The 19,517-nt window shown below is 47.5% G+C and carries 9 protein-coding genes; 8 read left to right on the top strand and 1 reads right to left on the bottom strand.

What is annotated here, in order from left to right:
• From AC1DXC_RS07225 to AC1DXC_RS07260, 8 genes are all read left to right on the top strand, one after another.
• The gene (locus AC1DXC_RS07225; protein ID WP_477458470.1) at positions 1-2,433 is read left to right on the top strand and encodes a hypothetical protein; all 2,433 of its coding nucleotides are present in this window, start codon (positions 1-3) and stop codon (positions 2,431-2,433) included.
• Between the two features lie 790 nt (positions 2,434-3,223).
• On the top strand, positions 3,224-6,337 hold the full coding sequence (locus AC1DXC_RS07230) for a SusC/RagA family TonB-linked outer membrane protein (protein WP_477458471.1): 3,114 nt from the start codon (positions 3,224-3,226) through the stop codon (positions 6,335-6,337).
• Between the two features lie 21 nt (positions 6,338-6,358).
• Entirely contained in the window at positions 6,359-8,086 is a 1,728-nt protein-coding gene (locus AC1DXC_RS07235) for a RagB/SusD family nutrient uptake outer membrane protein (protein ID WP_477458472.1), read from the top strand.
• 136 nt (positions 8,087-8,222) lie between these two features.
• Positions 8,223-11,804: a VCBS repeat-containing protein gene (locus AC1DXC_RS07240; RefSeq protein ID WP_477458473.1), complete on the top strand. Its 3,582-nt coding sequence runs from the start codon at positions 8,223-8,225 to the stop codon at positions 11,802-11,804.
• Between the two features lie 72 nt (positions 11,805-11,876).
• Complete coding sequence (locus tag AC1DXC_RS07245; protein ID WP_477458474.1) at positions 11,877-13,733, top strand: 3-keto-alpha-glucoside-1,2-lyase-like domain-containing protein; 1,857 nt, start codon at positions 11,877-11,879, stop codon at positions 13,731-13,733.
• A 64-nt stretch (positions 13,734-13,797) separates the two neighbouring features.
• On the top strand, positions 13,798-15,723 hold the full coding sequence (locus tag AC1DXC_RS07250; RefSeq protein ID WP_477458475.1) for a c-type cytochrome: 1,926 nt from the start codon (positions 13,798-13,800) through the stop codon (positions 15,721-15,723).
• Positions 15,724-15,819: 96 nt separating this feature from the next.
• On the top strand, positions 15,820-16,587 hold the full coding sequence (locus tag AC1DXC_RS07255; protein WP_477458476.1) for a 3-keto-disaccharide hydrolase: 768 nt from the start codon (positions 15,820-15,822) through the stop codon (positions 16,585-16,587).
• Between the two features lie 143 nt (positions 16,588-16,730).
• Positions 16,731-18,359 (top strand): M1 family metallopeptidase, encoded by a 1,629-nt coding sequence (locus AC1DXC_RS07260; RefSeq protein ID WP_477458477.1) that lies wholly within the window; start codon positions 16,731-16,733, stop codon positions 18,357-18,359.
• Between the two features lie 429 nt (positions 18,360-18,788).
• Here the strand turns inward: AC1DXC_RS07260 and AC1DXC_RS07265 are convergent, their stop codons facing one another.
• On the bottom strand, positions 18,789-19,517 hold the full coding sequence (locus AC1DXC_RS07265; RefSeq protein ID WP_477458478.1) for an esterase family protein: 729 nt from the start codon (positions 19,515-19,517) through the stop codon (positions 18,789-18,791).

Raw genomic sequence — 19,517 nt, forward strand, 5'->3', positions numbered from 1 at the left:
ATGAAAAAACTGATCCTCCTTTTTTGTTCGGTACTGCTTTACAGCGTTGCCACGGCCCAACAGGTAAAATTTACCATCGTAAACAATGTTATTAAGAGTGATCCGGTAACTTACAGTACGTACACGCTTCCTTTAAGGTTTGAGTTTAGTAAGGATTTTAAAAATCGCCCACTTAAAATTATTGGCTTACAGGGCACGCACACTAAATCTTTATTTTCAGGGACATTTGATCTGGCACCTTTGAGTAAAGACGGAGAAACAGGCAAGTATTATGTAGAGATTGGTGCCGATGATCATCTAACGGGCGATGCCACAGTTGTGTTAACACCGGATAAATTCCGGTTCGAGGTAGGCGACCAAAAACTTGGGCCTTTTAACAAAAGGAGGCCGGTAGACCAAGCGGCCAATAACGGTGGTGCGGGTGGTACCACCACCACAACAACGGGCAGTACTGCAAATCCACTGACTACAGCACAAACGCAAGTAACAACGGCAGTTTACGAGCCCGGGTATTTGTACTACGATGCTATGAAGCTGAAGGAATTTGCTGCAAAAGCTAAGGCGGGACACGTAACTGACGATGATAAAGAGTTGGTTATAAAAATTTTGGCTTCCTATAATATTTTTGCAGCCAACTTTAACGATAATCCCTTAATAAAGGATGTTTTGGTTACCATGCCGTCTATACCCGGTTCAGCGGGGCTTGGCCAGGGAGGCGATGGCTTTAACCCCTTTGCTACAATTGGTAATTTACCCGTTACCGTTATTGCCGATGGCATTGCCAAGTTTTTAGTGAAGCGAAGCAAGGAGGAATTGAACGTTGCGTTTTTCTCTAAATTTAAAGTTTTCCTGAACAAATATCCCGAACTTAAGGTAGTGTTTCCGCAAACCTGCACGGTGTTGGGGAGCATTGCCAGTTATCAATATGCTGCTATGTTGCCTGCATTACGACAGGGTTTTAACACCGATTTGAACTTGGTAACTACCCACTTGATAGATCTGCGCGATTTAACTCCCGATGCTACTTGTGACAGCACCTGTCAGAAGCGGGTTACCATCATAACAGATTTTTTGAATAAGGAAATCGGCGGCCGGGCCGCTATTGCAAGCCTCATAATTGCCGATAACTTAATAAAGGGCCAAAACGTGAATGATGCGATAGATATAATGGCAGCTGATAAAGGCACTAATAACACCATCTTTAAAGATAACTTCTCTAATAGCATGCAGGTTGTTAAACTGATTTCCAATTCTTTTAAAAGTAACGATGGGGAACACGCATGGATATCGCGGCAGCAAGTAAAAGATTTAACAGATTTATCAAAGGGTATGGAAGGTATGGAATTGTTCCTCGGGTTGTTTGTTGCCCGCTCGGAACAATCAAAAATAATGTTTATCAAGGACACGACGACCATCACCCTGAAAAAAACCATCGAGAGCCTAAGGATTGACAAATTAAAACTTGATCCGTCACTTATTAGCAAATTTAAGGAGATGGCATCGTTGATCGCTAATATTGCTGACCAAGGCAAGCAAATTGCCGATTTGAAAAGTACAGCAACAACTGACGCTTCATCGCTCCCATACGTTAATTATGCCAACTCCGTTGTAACCATGCTTGTAAAATCCGTCGATTTTATAAAGGACCTTAAGCCCAGCGATGCTAACGTATTGGCAATCAATAGCGAGGTTAAAGTATTTGCTGGTATCGCCGGGAATTGCATTTCCATTTACTACGATATTAATTCAAAAAATTATAGTTCGTTAGTTATACACAGTTCGGCGCTTTTAGAACAGGCATTCCCTACCCAATTCACCTATAAGGAAGCCTACTTAAAATACGGAACATTTATGGCCAATATTATACAGGCGCAAAATTCCGACGAGGTAAACGCAGCTATAGAGGCGGCTGTACTTCCCGTGGGAAGCGCTTCTATAAAAAGGGAGACTGATATCAATATTTCCCTAAATGCTTACTTTGGACCGAGCCTTGGTAAAGAGTATATCCCTAAAAATCAGCAATCAACGGCGTGGGCTGCAGGTATTACCGCACCGGTAGGCGTTGCTTTTAGTTGGGGTAACATAGGTAAAACCACTGATGCAAAAACGGGCAACGCAACAGGTGGCAAAAGCTTTACCGCGTTTATATCGTTGATAGATGTAGGCGCGCTGGCATCCTATCGGATAGGGGATAACACCACTGACGTTGCCGCGGAAGTGAAACTTAAAAATATAGTTTCGCCGGGTTTGTTTTTGTACTGGGGATTTGGCAAGTGTCCTATATCATTAGGCATCGGCGCGCAACTTGGCCCGCAATTAAGGCAGGCTACCAAAACAGGCGTGGTTATCGATAATAATTACTACATTAAGTACGGTGCCAGTTTGGTGGTTGACATTCCATTATTCAATTTTTATACAAAAAGTAAAGAGTAGGAGCAATATACCCACTGCCTTTTATTGCTTTAAAGGGCGGTGGGCTTATTGATTATGCAATACTTTGCATGGCTTTTAGTTCCAAACGCCCTCAAGTAGGTCAACCTCGTCATTGTCCCGAAACCCCTTACCCCCCAGGCCATAAGCCGCAAAAACGCTCTCTAATTCAGCAACGTAATTACAACTCTACACCTTCTTCTTAAAATACTTTAAAAAGTATATCTCCGATCAACACCCCTCATAAACCCTACGAAACCACTTTTTTCAGCGAAAATAGCTATCGTTGCGCACGGATTTTTTGTCCGCTTTAAAAAGTGTGCCCTGTTTTCCCTCCCTCCAAACCGGCGCAGTACAAAGGGTAATCTCCCTTATCTCACTTTTCATTTTGCCGCAGGCGGCCATAATTCACGCTCGTATACCGTATTTGATAACCAAATTTCAGTTTAACAGGCTATCAGGTGCAAAAATATAGTGCATTCGATTGTGTTAAATTTTATAAAAAGCAACAATGTTAATCAAAAGTAAATTAATGGATCTTTTATAAGGCTTAAGCGAAAGTAATTAATCAATGGTTTAAAAGGCGCCCCTTAACATTTGTTCTATAAACGTTAACATTTGTGTTATTATCTCATTATTTACTCCAATACTTTTACTTCCGATGATTAAGGTGCAAACCGTAGTACCTTTTTATCGCAACCAATTAAACTATTAGAAAAATAAATGTATGATGAGAAAATTACAAATTAAAAATCTTGTGGTACTACTTGGCCTAAGCTTATCATTTTGTTTGATGAGTTTGGCTAGTTTTGCCCAAACCCGGCAGATTACAGGTACCGTTACCTCTGCCGATGGAGCAGTGCCCGGTGCATCTGTTTCTGTAAAGGGGACAACTACCGGCGTTATGACTGACGTTAACGGCGGGTTTAAATTATCAGTTACCGGTAACCCAACCCTTGTGGTAAGCGTTATCGGTTACACTACTAAAGAAGTTGCTGTTGGCGCTTCTAATTCTTACACCATCAGGCTCGAATCAAACGTGAGCGCCCTGAACGAAGTAGTGGTTATCGGTTACGGTACCGCAAAACGTAAGGACCTTAACGGCGCGGTGAGCAGTATAAATGCCGAAACCATTGCTAAATTGCCTGTACCATCGTTAGACCTTGCTTTGCAGGGCCGTGCGGCTGGTGTGCAGGTTACGGCTAACGACGGCGCTCCCGGTGGCAACACTACTATCCTGATAAGGGGTGTTGGTAGTTTGGCCAGCGGCGGTAATAACCCGCTGTACGTGGTAGACGGTTACCCGCTTGATGGAGGTATCAACAACTTCAACACAAATGATATTGCCACTATAGATGTATTGAAAGATGCATCGGCCACCGCCATATACGGTATACGCGGTGCAAATGGTGTTGTTATCATTACTACCAAAAAAGGCCGGAAAGACGGCGTTCAGCTTTCTGTTGACGCTTACAACTCTTTCCAGGCGCAACCAAAGAAATACGATCTTTTGAATGCACAACAATGGGCTACACTGGCCAACGAAATTGGTGATGCAGATCCAAACTTTGTGGAACTGGCTAACTGGCGCAACCCAGGTTCGCTTACCACTGCCGATTGGCAAAATGCGCTTTACCGTACCGGTAAAACCCAAAGCTACAGCATAGCTGTACGTGGCGGTAGCGACAAGGTACAAACTGCGGCATCTATCGGTTACTACGATCAAAAGGGTATCGTAGTAGGTTCGTACTTCAAGAGGGTTACACTGGGTCTTAACTCAGATTACCAGGCTACAAAATGGCTTAAATCTTCTACAAGCGCCAAATACACTTACCAAACCAGCAACAACCCTTTTGGTACAGGTGCATTGGGTAACTTAACGCAGCTTATCCCAACTTTAGATGGTGGTAACAGCGCAACCAGTCAAATAAAAGATGCCAACGGTAACTATGGTTTTTATAACCCTATAAATACTTATACTGCCAAGTATAACAACCCGCTTTACAGCATCGAAAACAACGAGTACGAAAACATCGGCAACCTGTTGCTTACCAACTCTTCGTTAGAAGCAACTATTATTGACGGGCTTAAGATCAAAACAAACGCCGGTGTAAGGCTTAACACCTACTCAGGTTCTTTCTTCCAGCCCGAAGATACCCGCGTACAGCAGCAATATCCGGGTGCCGTGCCAACTAACGCATTGTACAGCCAACGCCAGAACAACACCTTTGAGTGGCTTTGGGAAAATACCTTATCTTACGATAAAACCTTTGGTCAGCATGGGATTAGTTTCGTAGGCGGTGTTTCTGAACAAAGCACATCATTTACTGCAAACGGCGGAAGCGGTATCCCTAAGAACAGCGTTATCCGCGATTTGGCTCAACTGAGCAACTTGCAGTTCGATAATGAAGGCAACGGTAAAACCATCACTACATTGGCATCACAATTTGCCAGGTTAACCTATCGCTTTATGGATAGGTACTCAATTAACGGTACAGTAAGGCGCGATGGTTCGTCTAAATTTGACGAAGGCCACAAATATGGCGTATTCCCTGTAGCGGGTGCTACCTGGAGGGCCAAAGAAGAGCCTTTCCTGAAAAACGTTAACTGGTTAACCGACCTGAAATTCAGAGGAAGCTATGGTAAAGTTGGTAATCAGGGCTCTATTGGTTCATTCCAGTACCAGGCGCTTTATTCAACCGGTTTACCGGCAGCCAGCAGCGGTAACTTAGGTTACCCCTTTAATAAATTGTACCAGGGCGGTATAGCGCAAAGCCAGCCTGCAAACGATAAACTGCGTTGGGAAACCGATTACCAAACCGATATCGGTATGGACATATCTTTCCTGAACGGTGATTTGAGCTTAAGTGTTGACTGGTTCAAGCGCGATTCTAAGGACTTTTTATTAACCCTTGCAGCACCTGCTCAATCGGGATATAACTTTATTACCCGCAACGTTGGTAGCATGGAGAATAAGGGTATCGAAATTGCCGTGAACTACAAGCACACTGTAAATGAGGTTCATTATGGCGTATCGTTAACCATGTCGGCCATCAAAAATAAACTGACAGCCATCACCTCTGGTACCGATTTCGTAACCAACTTCGGTGGCTTAGGCTTAACCGGCCCGGGATGGAGCGATAACACATTCACCAAAACATACATTGGCCAGTCTGTAGGTTCTTTCTATGGTTACAAAACCAAAGGCATCTTCCAATCAGCTGCCCAAATTGCAGCCCTTAACGCAACAGCAGCAACTAAGTTCCCGTCGAACCCATATTACTACCAGGTGGCTACATCACCAGGCGATCGTTACTTTGAAGATACCAACGGCGATGGTCACGTAACAGTAGATGATCAGGTAAACCTGGGCAGCCCACTGCCTAAATTCTACGGCGGCTTAAACTTTGATGTTTCTTACCACGCGTTCGATGTTAATGCTTACTTCTATGGCGTTTACGGTAATAAGATACTTAACTATCAGCAGAGCTCGCTGCAAAGCTTCCAGAACAGGGGCTTCGTAGGTGTTGAGAACGTAAGCGTACAGTATTACGAAAACCGCTGGACTGCAGCTAAGCCTTCAGACATATACACAAGGGCTACTTATAGCGATGCGCAAATTCTGAGCAACGTACCATCAAGCACCTGGATTGAAAACGGCAGCTTCCTTAAATTGAAAAACGTTACAGTTGGTTACACCCTGCCTAAATCTATTACTGATAGGGTGAGTGTTGCTAAAGTAAGGTTGTATTTTTCTACCCAGAACCTCTTCACAATTACAAGTTACACTGGCTTAGATCCGGAAATCGGTATCCAGGGCGGCAACCCAACTCAAAACGGTATAGACAACGGTACTTATCCGGGTTCTAAATTCTACACTGTTGGCTTAAACGTAACTTTTAAATAAGAAGATAAAAATATTAACGATATGAAAATTAACAAGAAAAACTTCACCCTCTTAGCATTGTCTGCGGCGTTAATGATGCCACTGGCTTGTAAGAAGGACTTTTTGTCGCAAACCAACAGGTTCAAGTCTACCTCGGAAGCTACCTTCCAGAAATCGGGAGACGTGGTTGCGTTGGTAAACGGTATCTACGATGGTTACCAGAACAGCGACCTGCTTAAGAAAGCGATATGGTATTACGCTAACTTCCAAACGCACGATTTTTATAACTACGGAGCCGATGTTGCCTGGAACAATTACCAGATCAACTCCAGCTTTGGTGCGCTTTCTACCCTTTGGAACAACGCATACATTAGCATTGCCCGTGCCAATGCGGCATTCGGCATCATCGCGACTGCCAAAGAAAAAGGCGTTGTTACTGCGGCCCTTGCCGATAGATTAACCGGCGAAGCCTACTTTTTGCGCGGCATGACTTACTATTACCTTGCAGGTTCATTTGGTGGCGTACCGTTAGAATTGAACGCTATTACAGATGGTTTAACCCCGCGTAGCTCTCAGGACGATGTGTTTAAGCAGGTTGTTGCCGATATGAAAAAGGCCGAAACCCTGTTGGTATCTAAAGCAGCCTTACCCGCAGCAGATTTAGGCCGCGCTACTAAAGGCGCAGCTTACGCATACGAAGGCGCTGCCCAAATGTGGTTGAAAGACTACACCGCGGCATTAGCAGCTTTCAACAATACCGAGCTTACAAGCAATTACCACTTGTTGCCAAAGTTTATGGATGTACACGAATTCGATCATCAGAATAACGATGAATCGATATTCGAGATACAGTTTGAAGTATCAGGTTCACAAAGCTGGGACGGCGGATGGCAGAATGGCGGCGAAGTTGCCTGGATAGACGACTTTAGCTGGCCCGAAGAAATCTCAAATTTTGGTTACGATTACGCAAACCCGGGCCTTTGGTACTCTTACCAGGCCGGCGATAAACGTAAAGAAGCAACGGTAGTAGGCCCAGGCGACGAAATAAAAAGCCCCGGCATTATTGCGAAATGGGGTGGGATAAAAGGTTACCCTAACGTAACCGGCGGCTTCTCCAGCGGCAACGCACGCTACAAAGCAGATGATGGTACCATTATCAATACCGTTGGTACGCTTACCAAACCATGGTTCGGCGTGTCAGATCAGTTGCGTTCTGGTTACTACAATGCCAAAAAGTGGAGGGATCCGCAGCTTACAGGCGGTACAGGCAACCAGGTGATTTTCGGTTCGCAAAACCAGATACTGATGCGTTACGCCGAAGTATTGCTTAGCCGTGCAGAATGTAAAGTGCGTACCGGCGACGTAGCAGGTGCTATGGCCGATCTGAAAATTGTTAGGGACCGTGCCTTTGGTGGCGTTGCACCGGCAGTTATGCAGGATGGCTTAACCTACGATGGCAAGCCTACCACGCCAATTACCGATCCGTTACAGATGGTATTGAGCGAGTACAGGCACGAGCTTACCGCAGAATACTCGGTATTCTACGATCTGCGCCGCGCAGGCCCTGGTGTTGCTTCGGCATTCATCAAAGCAGCTTACGGCACTAACAGTACCTCTACACCACAACCTTATCCATACGGCCCAACTGCCGATGGTAAACCACACGGTGTTTACATTACCACACTGCCGGATGGCCGCGATATATTGCCGATTCCGCAGCAGGCTATCGGCTTAAACCCGAACCTGACCCAAAACCCGGCTTACCAATAAGCAAAGCCGGTATAGCAAAAGAGGCTTTTCCTAAAAGGGAAAGCCTCTTTTTTGCTGATTTAGTAGTTTTTTTAACCTAATTTTAAAGGCAAATCCCCTTTGATGCCGTGTTGTATCGGTAAACCTATTGTGCTGTATGAGAGTCCTTCGTAGTATCTTTTTCCTCCTTGCTTTGTGCTTCCTGTTTGCATGCGGGCGTAAAGCCAATACCCAGTTCGAACAGATTGCTTCTTCCCATTCCGGTATCGAATTCAAGAATACCATCACCGAGAATGATTCTATCAACCCGCTAGATGTGGTAAATATTTACAATGGCGGTGGGGTAGGCGTAGGCGATTTTAACAACGATGGCCTGCAGGATTTATATTTCACCGGCAATATGGTTGCCAGCAAGCTGTACCTCAATAAGGGCGATTTTAAGTTTACCGATATTACCGATGCCGCCGGCGTTAACGGCGCAGGTCGTTGGAGCCGTGGGGTTGCCGTGGTAGATATTAACAACGATGGCTTGATGGATATCTATGTTTGCAATACCATTAAAGCCGATTCTACGCAGCGTTATAACCTGCTGTACATAAACCAGGGGGCCGATAAGGATGGTGTGCCCCATTTTAAAGACATGGCTGCAGCATACAATTTGCAGGTAGGCACGCAATCAACCATGGGCAGTTTCTTTGATTACGATAATGATGGCGACCTGGACATGTACCTCACCGTAAACAATGCCAACGCTACTTATAACCCCAATATTTTCGGTCCGGCATCAAGCCGAGGCCCGCATGTAATTACCGGCAGGTTGTTCCGCAACGATTGGGACAACAAGGTTAATCACCCTGTTTTTACCGATGTTACCGATAAAGCCGGCGTAACCATCAGTGGTTTCGGCCATGGTGCTTCAACCGTAGATTTTAACGGCGATGGCTGGAAGGACATTTATGTGTCGGATGATTTTATCTCCAACAACATCCTCTACATCAACAATCACGACGGTACTTTTACCGATCATTCCAAAGAATACTTCAAGCATACCTCGCTCAACGCTATGGGGCAGGATGTAACCGACATAAATAACGACGGCCTTGCCGATGTGGTAGAGCTGGATATGAACCCGGCCGACAACTACCGCAAAAAAATGATGCTCGGCCCAAGCAGTTACCAAACCTACCAAAACTTCGATGCCTTTGGCTACCAGTACCAATACGTGCGCAATACCCTGCAATTGAACCAGGGCCCGCGCCTTGGGCAGCAGGGCAAGATAGGCAGCCCTGCCTTTAGCGAGATCGGATTTTTAAGCGGCATTGCCCAAACCGATTGGAGCTGGACCCCGTTGCTGGCCGATTTTGATAACGACGGCTTCCGGGATATGATCATCACCAACGGTTTCCCCAAGGATGTATCTGACAGGGATTTCATGATTTACCGCCAGCAGGCCTACGTCGCTGCGCCGAAGGAAACGGTGCTGAAACAGATACCCGAAATCAAGATACCAAACTACGCTTTTCAAAACAACGGCGACCTTACCTTTAAGGATGTTACCAAAGCCTGGGGATTGGATATCCCAACCTTTAGCAATGGTGCCGTTTACGCCGACCTGGATAACGACGGCGCTATGGATATGGTGATAAACAACGTAAACGACGAGGCGTTGGTTTACCGCAACACCGCGCGCGATGAGGGCAAAAACCTGGCCGCTGTAAATTACCTGCAGGTAAGCTTTAAAGGCGATAAACAGAACCTCAACGGGCTGGGCACCATCGTGAATATATATTACGATAAAGGCAAACAACAGATGTATGAGAATACGCCCTACAGAGGCTACTTATCATCGGTAGAGAATATAGCCCACTTTGGCCTGGGCAAGGTTACTAATGTTGATTCGGTGCTGATAAAATGGCCGGGCGGCAAAATGCAAAAGCTGGTTGGTGTGAAGGCTAACCAAAAGCTGGTAGTGAATATTACCGATGCAAAGGATAGCTATACCAATGCACAGCCTTTAATTGATACCAAAGCATTGTTTACCGAAGTAACAGATTCCGTAGGTCTGCATTGCTTCAACACCAGCACGCCTTTTATCGATTTCAACGTGCAGAAACTGCTGCCGCATAAGTTATCAGATTATAGTCCGGCCCTTGCCGTTGGCGATATCGATAACGATGGATTAGACGATATGGTAGTAGGGGGCGATTCTTACAACCAGGCGCAGGTAATATTCCAGTTGCCCAACGGTAAATTCAAGCAGCGTAATCTGTTGCCGGGTACTACCTTCCCGCCCATAATTTTTAAAGATGCAGGCATGTTGCTATTTGATGCCAATGGCGATGGCAAGCTCGACTTGTACGTTGCCAGCGGTGGCTACGAGGCCGGCCCCAACGATCCGGAATACCAGGACCGGCTGTACCTAAACGATGGCAAAGGCAATTTTACCCTGGCAAAGGATGCCGTGCCCACGAATTTTACCAGCAAACTATGCGTACGTGCATTCGATTATAATAAGGATGGTAAGCTGGATTTGTTCGTATCGGGCAGGGTAAAGCCATGGGAGTACCCAAAACCGGTATCGAGTATCATCTTACGTAATGATGGTAAAGATGGTCACCCCAAATTTACCGATGTTACCGCCGAAGTGGCTCCGCAGCTGAAAGATATCGGCCTGGTGTGCGATGCGCTGTTTACCGATTTCGACAACGATGGCTGGCCCGATCTGGTGTTGGCAGGCGAATGGATGCCGGTGACTTTCCTGAAGAATCAGAACGGAAAATTTGTAAACGTTACCAAAAATACGGGTATAGCAGGCCAGCTGGGCTGGTGGAACTCTATCACTGCGGGCGATTTCCGCCACACCGGTCGTATCGATTACATTGTGGGCAACGTTGGGCAAAACAGCTTGATGCAGGCCAGCGATGAATATCCCGTTTATATCAGCGCGAAGGATTTCGACAAGAGCGGTGCCTATAGCGCCATCCCGTCCATATTCCTGTTGGATAAAGATGGTGTTCGCAAAGAGTTCCCGGTGCAGGGCCGCGACGATATGACGAAGCAGATGATCAGCATGAAGAAGAAGTACACCAACTACAAATCGTACGCAACGGCCACGATGGATGATATCCTTACGCCCGAGCAGCGCAAGGGTGAATTGAGGCTGAAAGCCAATATGCTTAAATCGACCTATATCCGTAACGATGGCAACGGTAAATTTACGCTGATCCCGTTGCCCGTTCAGGCACAGGTATCTACCATAAACGGCATGGAGACCGGCGATTTCGACGGCGATGGCAACCTGGATGTGGTGATGAACGGCAACGATTTTGGTACCGAAGCCTCCATCGGCCGCTACGATGCCTTAAATGGGCTGATGTTGAAAGGCGATGGCAAAGGCAACTTTAAGCCGCTAAGCATATTGCAGAGCGGTATCTACATCCCCGGCAACGGCAAGGCTTTGGTAAAACTGCGCGATAATAAGGGTAGGGTGCTATTGGCCGCCAGCCAGAACAACGATTTTATGAAGGTATTCAAATGGAAAGCCACCGGGCGAACCATTGCCGTTAACCCCAACGATGCCTACGCACTAATCAAATATAAAGACGGGAACACCGAGAAACAGGAGTTCTATTTCGGATCTTCTTTCCTGTCGCAGTCTGCCCGTTTTATCACCTGGAACAATGGTATCGAAAGTGTTACCATTATTGACGATTCCGGTCGAAAAAGGGATGTAAAATAATCGTGCAATCGATTGTTTTTATAATATATTTGTTCAATAACTAAAACTAAATTATAGCGTAACCCGCCACTAATGGGTAACGCCCCGCTAATGATGATGAATAAAAAAATTTACACCGCCCTTGGGATAGCCCTGCTGCTATTGGGCACGGCAGGCATGCGGCAGGCCAATGCGCAGGCTTTAAAAAGTCAGGTATCGTTAACAGACCTATCGGCCTTTGCCGCCGCGCCCAAAAACTGGCAGCTGGCGGCTACTGTGCACGCCGATATGGATAAAGTAAACGAATTTGCCTTAACGCAAGGCAACGGCATACTGGTAAACAAGGTAGACGATAAGAACCCGGGGCACGACCTATACTTTACCCTCCAGCACGGCGATATCGACCTGGAGTTGGATTATATGATGGCCAAAGGCGCAAACTCGGGCATATACCTACAGGGCCGCTACGAGATACAATTGCTGGATAGCTGGGGTACAGTAAACCCAAAATCGAGCGATAACGGCGGAATTTACGAACGCTGGGACGATGCCAAACCCGACGGTATGAAAGGCTACGAAGGCCACGCGCCAAGGCAGAATGCCAGCCGCGCCCCCGGCTTGTGGCAGCACATTCGCATATCCTTTCAGGCACCAAAGTTCGACGATAAAGGCGTGAAGATCTCCAATGCTAAAATACTTTACGTTTGGCTAAACGGCGTGCTGATACAGGAGAACGTAGAGCTATCGGGCCCAACCCGCGGCGCATTCGATGCTACGGAAAGCGCCGTAGGTCCGCTGCGTTTGCAGGGCGACCACGGCGCGGTAGCTTTCAAAAACATCAGCTATACCAATTTCGACAAGCCGCATCCAACGGTAGCAAACCTTAAATACACGGTTTACAAGGGCAACTTCAATGCCGAGCCCGATTACAAGACTTTGAAGCCCGTGGGCGAAGGCGTTCCGCCGATGCTTACTTCCAACGAAGTAAAGCTAGCCAATGAGTTCCTGTTGAAATATACCGGTACTATACACGTCTACGAGCCGGGCGAATACACCTTTAAATTGAGCGTTCCCGGTGGCAAGGGTGCTTTGCGCATCAATGGCGCACCGGCGGTTACAGCAGGCGGTTTCAGGGGTACGGGTACAGCAACTTTGCCCGCAGGCGATCTGCCTTTCGAATTATATTACACCAAAAATGTAGATTGGGCCAAGGCGGCCCTGGGTCTTACCGTAAGTGGCCCCGGTGTGCGCGAGTATTTGCTGAGCGATGGCAACGTAAGTAATAACGATGCCGTGGACCCTATATTAATCAACGCTACAGAAAATGTCATCCTCCGCAGCTTTAGCGATTTGCCGGGTGGTTTCCGCGTAACACATGGCATTGGCGTGGGCAGCACCGAGCAATTGCATTATACCTACGATGCTGATAAAGGCATGATTGTGCAGATATGGCGCGGCGGCTTCCTGGATGCTACGCCCATGTGGCACGACAGGGGCGACGGCTCCTCGCGCCCGGCCGGTTCGGTACAATTTTTTGGCAAACCTGCGCCCGGCATAGCCAAATTGGCAACCGCCGATGCGGCATGGCCCGCCGATACCAACGGTACCGCCTACAAACCAAAAGGCTACGTATTGGATAACGATGGCCACCCAACATTTAAATACCTGCTTTACGGTACCCTGGTTACAGATGCCAGTTTAGTGATACCCGGCGGTCAGGGCCTTCACCGCGAAGTGAACATCGCAGCACCTGTTGCGGGCCTAACCATGCGCCTGGCACAAGGCAGCAAGATAGAACTACTGAAAGGCGGCTATTATAGCGTGGACGACCAGTATTATATTAAATTGGATGACGGCCTTACCGATAAACCGGTAATCCGCACATCGGGAGGGATGCAAGAGTTGACTATCCCCATCCAAAAGAAATTAACCTATTCCATCATTTTTTAAGAAGCAGGTTATGAAGAAGTTAATAGAAGTTAGAAAGATTGGAGATGTTAAAAAGGTTTTTAATATGATGAGAACTGCGAAAGTTATAGGGGCTTTGATGCTTGCTTTATCGTTTGGCCAGCAAGTTTTTGCGCAGGCCGAATCGCCAAAGGAGGACGACTTTTTTAAGATAATGAAAGTGCCCGCACCTGAGGGTACTATATTAGAGGTGGGCGGCTTATGCACCCTGCCAAATGGCAGCCTGGCGGTAACCACCCGTCGTGGCGATATTTTTATTGTGGAGAACCCCACCAGTCAGCACCCGTTCTTCCGCAAGTTCGCATCGGGTTTGCACGAGGTGCTGGGCGCGGCCTACAAAGATGGTGCCTTGTACGTTGTACAGCGTGGCGAGCTGACCAAATTGGTGGATACCAATATGGATGGCAAAGCCGATGTATTCGAAACGGTTTATGCCTGGCCATTATCGGGTAATTACCATGAGTACAGCTTCGGGCCGAAATTGGCACCCGATGGCTCATTCTTCGTAACGCTTAACCTGGGCTTCCCGCCGGATTGGTGGCATCCAAAGAGCTTGGTGCCATACCGTGGCTGGGCGCTTAATATTACCGAAGATGGTAAGGTTACCCCATGGGCTGCGGGTTTCCGTTCTCCATGCGGTATCAGTATGATCGATGGTCAGCTTTGGTACAGCGATAACCAGGGCGACTGGGTAGGCTCGGGCAGCATTATGCCGATTAACAAAGGCGCATTTATGGGCCATCCCGCCAGTTTGGTTTGGACGAACCTCCCAAATTCGCCGTTGAAGCTTACTTCTGACCAATTTTTTGCCAAAAACAACCCACGCATAGAGTTTGATAAGAACGGCCAGCCATTTAAGCCGCTGAACATTGTTGATGAGAAATTCAAGACCGAATTCGAGGCTAAAAAAGAAATTCCCGAATTGCAGCTGCCCGCTGTTTGGTTGCCGCATGGCATTTTGGGTATCTCCAATTCCGAAATCGTGAAAATACCCGATGGCGTGTTCGGGCCTTTTGCGGGCCAGCTGCTGGTGTGCGATCAGGGCCAGAGCATGGTTGATAGGGTATTCCTCGAGAAAATAAACGGCGAATACCAGGGTGCCGCATGGGCCTTCCGCAGCGGTTTCCAGTCGGGCGTAATACGTTTGGCCTGGTTGCCCGATGGCTCATTAGCCGCCGGCGAAACCAACCGTGGCTGGGGTTCGGCAGGGGAGGCCACTATGGGCCTGCAGCGTTTGATATGGAACAACAAAACCCCTTTCGAGATGCGCGCCATCCGCGCCATGCCCGATGGTTTCGAGATAGAATTTACCAAACCGGTGGATAGGAAAGTAGCAGAGGATATTGCCTCTTACTCGGTAGAGAGCTACATCTACAAATACCAGGCAGTTTACGGCAGCCCGCCGGTAGGTACTCAGAAATGCAATATTACAGGTGTTAAAGTATCTGAGGATGGCTTGAAAGCGCGCCTGGTGATAAGCAACCTGCGCCAGCGCTACATCCATACCATTACTTTAGATGGCGTCCGCGATAAGGAGAACTACTTTAACCTGGTACATCCAACCGCTTACTACACCCTCAACAACATCCCCGAAGGGCCGAAATTGAGCATGAGCGACGTGAGTACCAAAAACTCGGCTAAAACACCTGGGGCACCGGTTAAGGCCGCGCCGGTTAAAGGCAAGCCGCTAAAAACTGCTGCACTGCCTGCTAAGGCGCTTACTTACGATGACGTGAAACCTTTGCTGGCCAAGAACACCTGCTCGGCATGCCATAATCCGGATGCAAGGCAGGTTGGTCCGGCGTTTAAGGATGTAGCGAAACGTGGTTATACTGTTGCGCAGATAGTGGCTCTGATAAAGAACCCTAAGCCCGAGCATTGGCCGGATTACTCTACCCCAATGCCGCCGATGCCGCAGGTTAGCAACCCCGATGCCGTGAAGATAGCCACCTGGATAAGGTCGTTGAAATAAGACTAAAAGAATTTGAATAAAGAGATAAGAAAAACGAAGAAATACCCCGATTTTTCTCCGATTTTTAAAGGAAAAACATACCATAAAATGAAGTATATGAGATATAGATTTATAGCAACAGCACTGCTTGCTGGCGCAACCTTCGCGGCAAATGCGCAAAATGCCAAGCCCGAGGATACCGAGTTTTACACCCCTGTGCCACCGGTGGTTAGTCCGGGTAAGGCCCCAGGCGATGCCCCTGCGGATGCTATCGTTTTATTCGGCGGCAAAAATCTGGACGAGTGGATACTGGTAAAAGACTCTGCCGCTACCGAGAAATGGGATTTGCATAAAGGCTTTTTTACCGTCAATAAAAAGAACGGCGACATATGTACCAAACGTAAATTCACTGATTTTCAGCTGCATATAGAGTACCGCATCCCCTCTGATATCGAAGGCAGCGGACAGGGACGTGGGAACAGCGGTATATTTTTAGCCGCCCTGCCATGGGGTGCCGGCGGCTACGAATTGCAGGTATTGGATAACTACGAGAACAAAACCTACACCAATGGCCAGGCGGGCAGCATGTACAAGCAATCGCCGCCGCTGGTGAACGCCTGCCGCAAACCCGGTCAGTGGAACTACTACGACGTGGTATGGACGGCCCCCCGCTTCAATGAAGACGGAACGGTAAAAAGCCCTGCCCGCGTTACCGTGATACACAATGGGTTACTGGTACAAAACAACTATGAGCTTAAAGGCGATACCCCTTACATCGGCGCGCCGCAATACCGCAAGCACGGCCCGGCACCAATAAAACTACAATCGCACGGCGACCCGAGCAAACCCATCAGCTACCGCAATATTTGGGTAAGGAATTTGTAGATGACTTAAAATTAGATATTTAGTATAAAATGGCGCATTGTGATTAATGCGCCATTTTTGTTTTTTGATATTCTCTCAGTTCGTATCGGGGATTGGTAGATTTCCCATGCAAATGCCTATTTTGTTGGCTTAAACGTATCCCCATGAAAATCTCCCGCACGCTTTGTTGTTTACTGATGATTTGTATGGTTGGCCGCTTAGCGGCCCAGGACCGCAGCATTACTTACATGAGTGCGGGCGGCAAGCTGCGCCCTTTGCAGGCCATAATGGATATACGCCATTACACCATTGCGCTGGATGTGGATATCCCCAAAAAAAGTATAGATGGCTATTGCGAAATAAGCCTCATTCTCAGTAAACCTACCGATACACTGCTTTTAGATTTGGTGCACTTGCTAAATGTGCATCAAGTTGCCGTTGATAAGGGTAATGCAACATTCCAGCAAAAAGGGGATTCTGTACTTATCATCAACAAAGCGGGTTATAAGGCGGGCAAGCATATTATCCGCATCAACTATGGCGGCGAACCGCCGGTTGCCGTAAGGCCGCCATGGCAGGGCGGCTTCACCTGGACCACCGATAAAGCCGGCAACCCATGGGTAGTTATCAACTGCCAGTTGCAGGGCGCAAAGTTGTTCCTCCCTTGTAAAGACCACCCCAGCGATGAACCCAACGAGGGTATAGATATGTTCATCACCATCCCGAAGGGCTTATCCGTGGCTGGTCCGGGTTTGCTGAAGGGCGTGAAGAACATGTCAGGCAACAAAGCCACCTGGCATTGGAAGACTAATTATACCATCAGCACCTACTGCATGGTGTTCAATATTGCTAAGTACAAGGTTTATAGCCGCCCTTATATCACGGTTGATGGCCATACCCTGCCTATACAGTTTTATGTGCTTGAGGAAGATACCGCCCACGCCAACCATGTGCTGGATATCCGCGCCCGCGATACCCGCATACTGGAGAAATACTTTGGCGAGTACCCCTGGGTGAACGAAAAGATAGGCATAGCCGAAGTGCCCAACCCCGGCATGGAGCACCAAACCATGGTTACCTACGGCGATAAATTCAAATACGATAGATACCCCAACGGGCTCGATTACTCGGCCAACCTGTTCCACGAGTTTGGGCACGAGTGGTGGGCCAATAAGGTAACCAACAAAGATTGGGCGCACATGTGGATACAGGAGGGCATCAACACCTATGCCGAAGCGCTTTTTTTTAAAGAAACCATGGGCGAAGCAGCCTACGATTCGGTAATGGTGAGCCAGCGCGCAGGTATCCGTAATCTGAAGCCCGTAGTGCAGGGCGAGGAACTGGATATGGCCCTGGTTTACACCGGCGACGTGTACGCCAAAGGTTCTTTTTTTATGCATACCATGCGGCATGTGCTGGGCGATAGTGTGTTTTTCCCGCTGCTGAAGAAGTTTGTTACCGATGTGAAGTATCCTTACAACCGCTTCTTTACCACGCAGGATGTGCAGGAGTACTTCTGCAAAGGCTCGGGCCGCGATTTGAATGCCTTGTTCGATTTTTACCTGCGCACCACCAATACCATGGATTTCGAGCTGAGGAAATCACGACCTGATACCTACACCCTCAGCATCAAAAACTGCCCGATGGATCTTGATCTGGATATCCTCACCGATACCGGCATTATCCATACCAACATCAAAGCCAACAAAGCCACCCCGCTGAAAATCACCAGCAAAACCCTACCGGTGATTGACCCGAAAGGCTGGTATTTTAAGCGGGTAATTATGCAGTAGTTAGGGGTGAGTTTTGTCCAGTTTTTAGTTCCAGAAATTTGGAAAAACCCCGCGGAATCGGGGCGTCCTATGAATTATTTACTTGTTGGTCTTTTGCGTTTACAGCATGCGTAAATTTGCAAAAATGTCGAAAAGAAATCCGTGTTTTTCCGTGTTTTTCGAACTTTTTTGGCGTTTTTTCTTACAAGTAGCAAAAGGGCTAAATTTGCATGGAATGGCCGTTTTTAGCTAAATCTGCAGTTTAAGGGCAGAAAAAAATTTCCAGCTTTTTCCAATAAATCGTACAAATTTACCTAAGGTTTTCCAGGAATTTCCAGCTTTAAAATTGGCAAGGTAGTAGGAGGGCGAACTGCCGTTCTCCTTGATCATCATTCGATATTGAGCGTTCGGTGTTCGATATTTAAACCCGCGTTCAATATTTAAACCGGTTTACAAATACAATTGCACCATCTTTTTCCAATAACGAGGGCGGTGGGCGTAGTTATCCCATACATAGAACTCGTTGGGGATGCCTTTATCCCAAAGCAGGCGGCTAATCTCGTGGTTGTTGAACAGGAAAGGGTCGGTTTGGCCAATGGCTAAGATAATGCTAAGCTGGCGCAGGGCGGCCAGCATGGGTTCTTCATGCATGTTGGCCACGTACTGCCCCGGCATGTTAAAGTAAACCTCGGGGTTGTGGAAACCATCGAACAAATCGTTGAAGTTGTCTATTTGCCGGGTAAGGTCGTACCGGCCGCTCATGCTCACAATCTTCTTAAAAACATGCGGATATTTTAAACCGATATTGAGCGCATGGTACGCGCCCATACTGCAGCCCGCAGTTTCGAAATAACCGCTGCTGTTTTTTTGGCTCATGAGGGGCAAAACTTCGTTAAGCAGGTATTCCTCGTACTGTAAATGCCGGGCAATACGTGTGGATGGATGAGCCCATCGGTTATAGAAGCTCTCGGCATCTATGCTGTCTACGCAAAAAAGCTGTATCTCGCCGCTGTTTATCTTATGCTGCAGAGCATCCACTACGCCCCAGTCCTCGTAATCGTAAAACCGGGCCATACGGGTAGGGAAAAACAGTACCGCCCGCCCGGCATGGCCGAAGATTAAAAGCTCCATGTTGCGCTGCAACCTGGGGCTGTACCATTTATGATATTCCCTGTTCAT

The sequence above is a fragment of the Mucilaginibacter sp. P2_D11 genome (assembly GCF_056404435.1).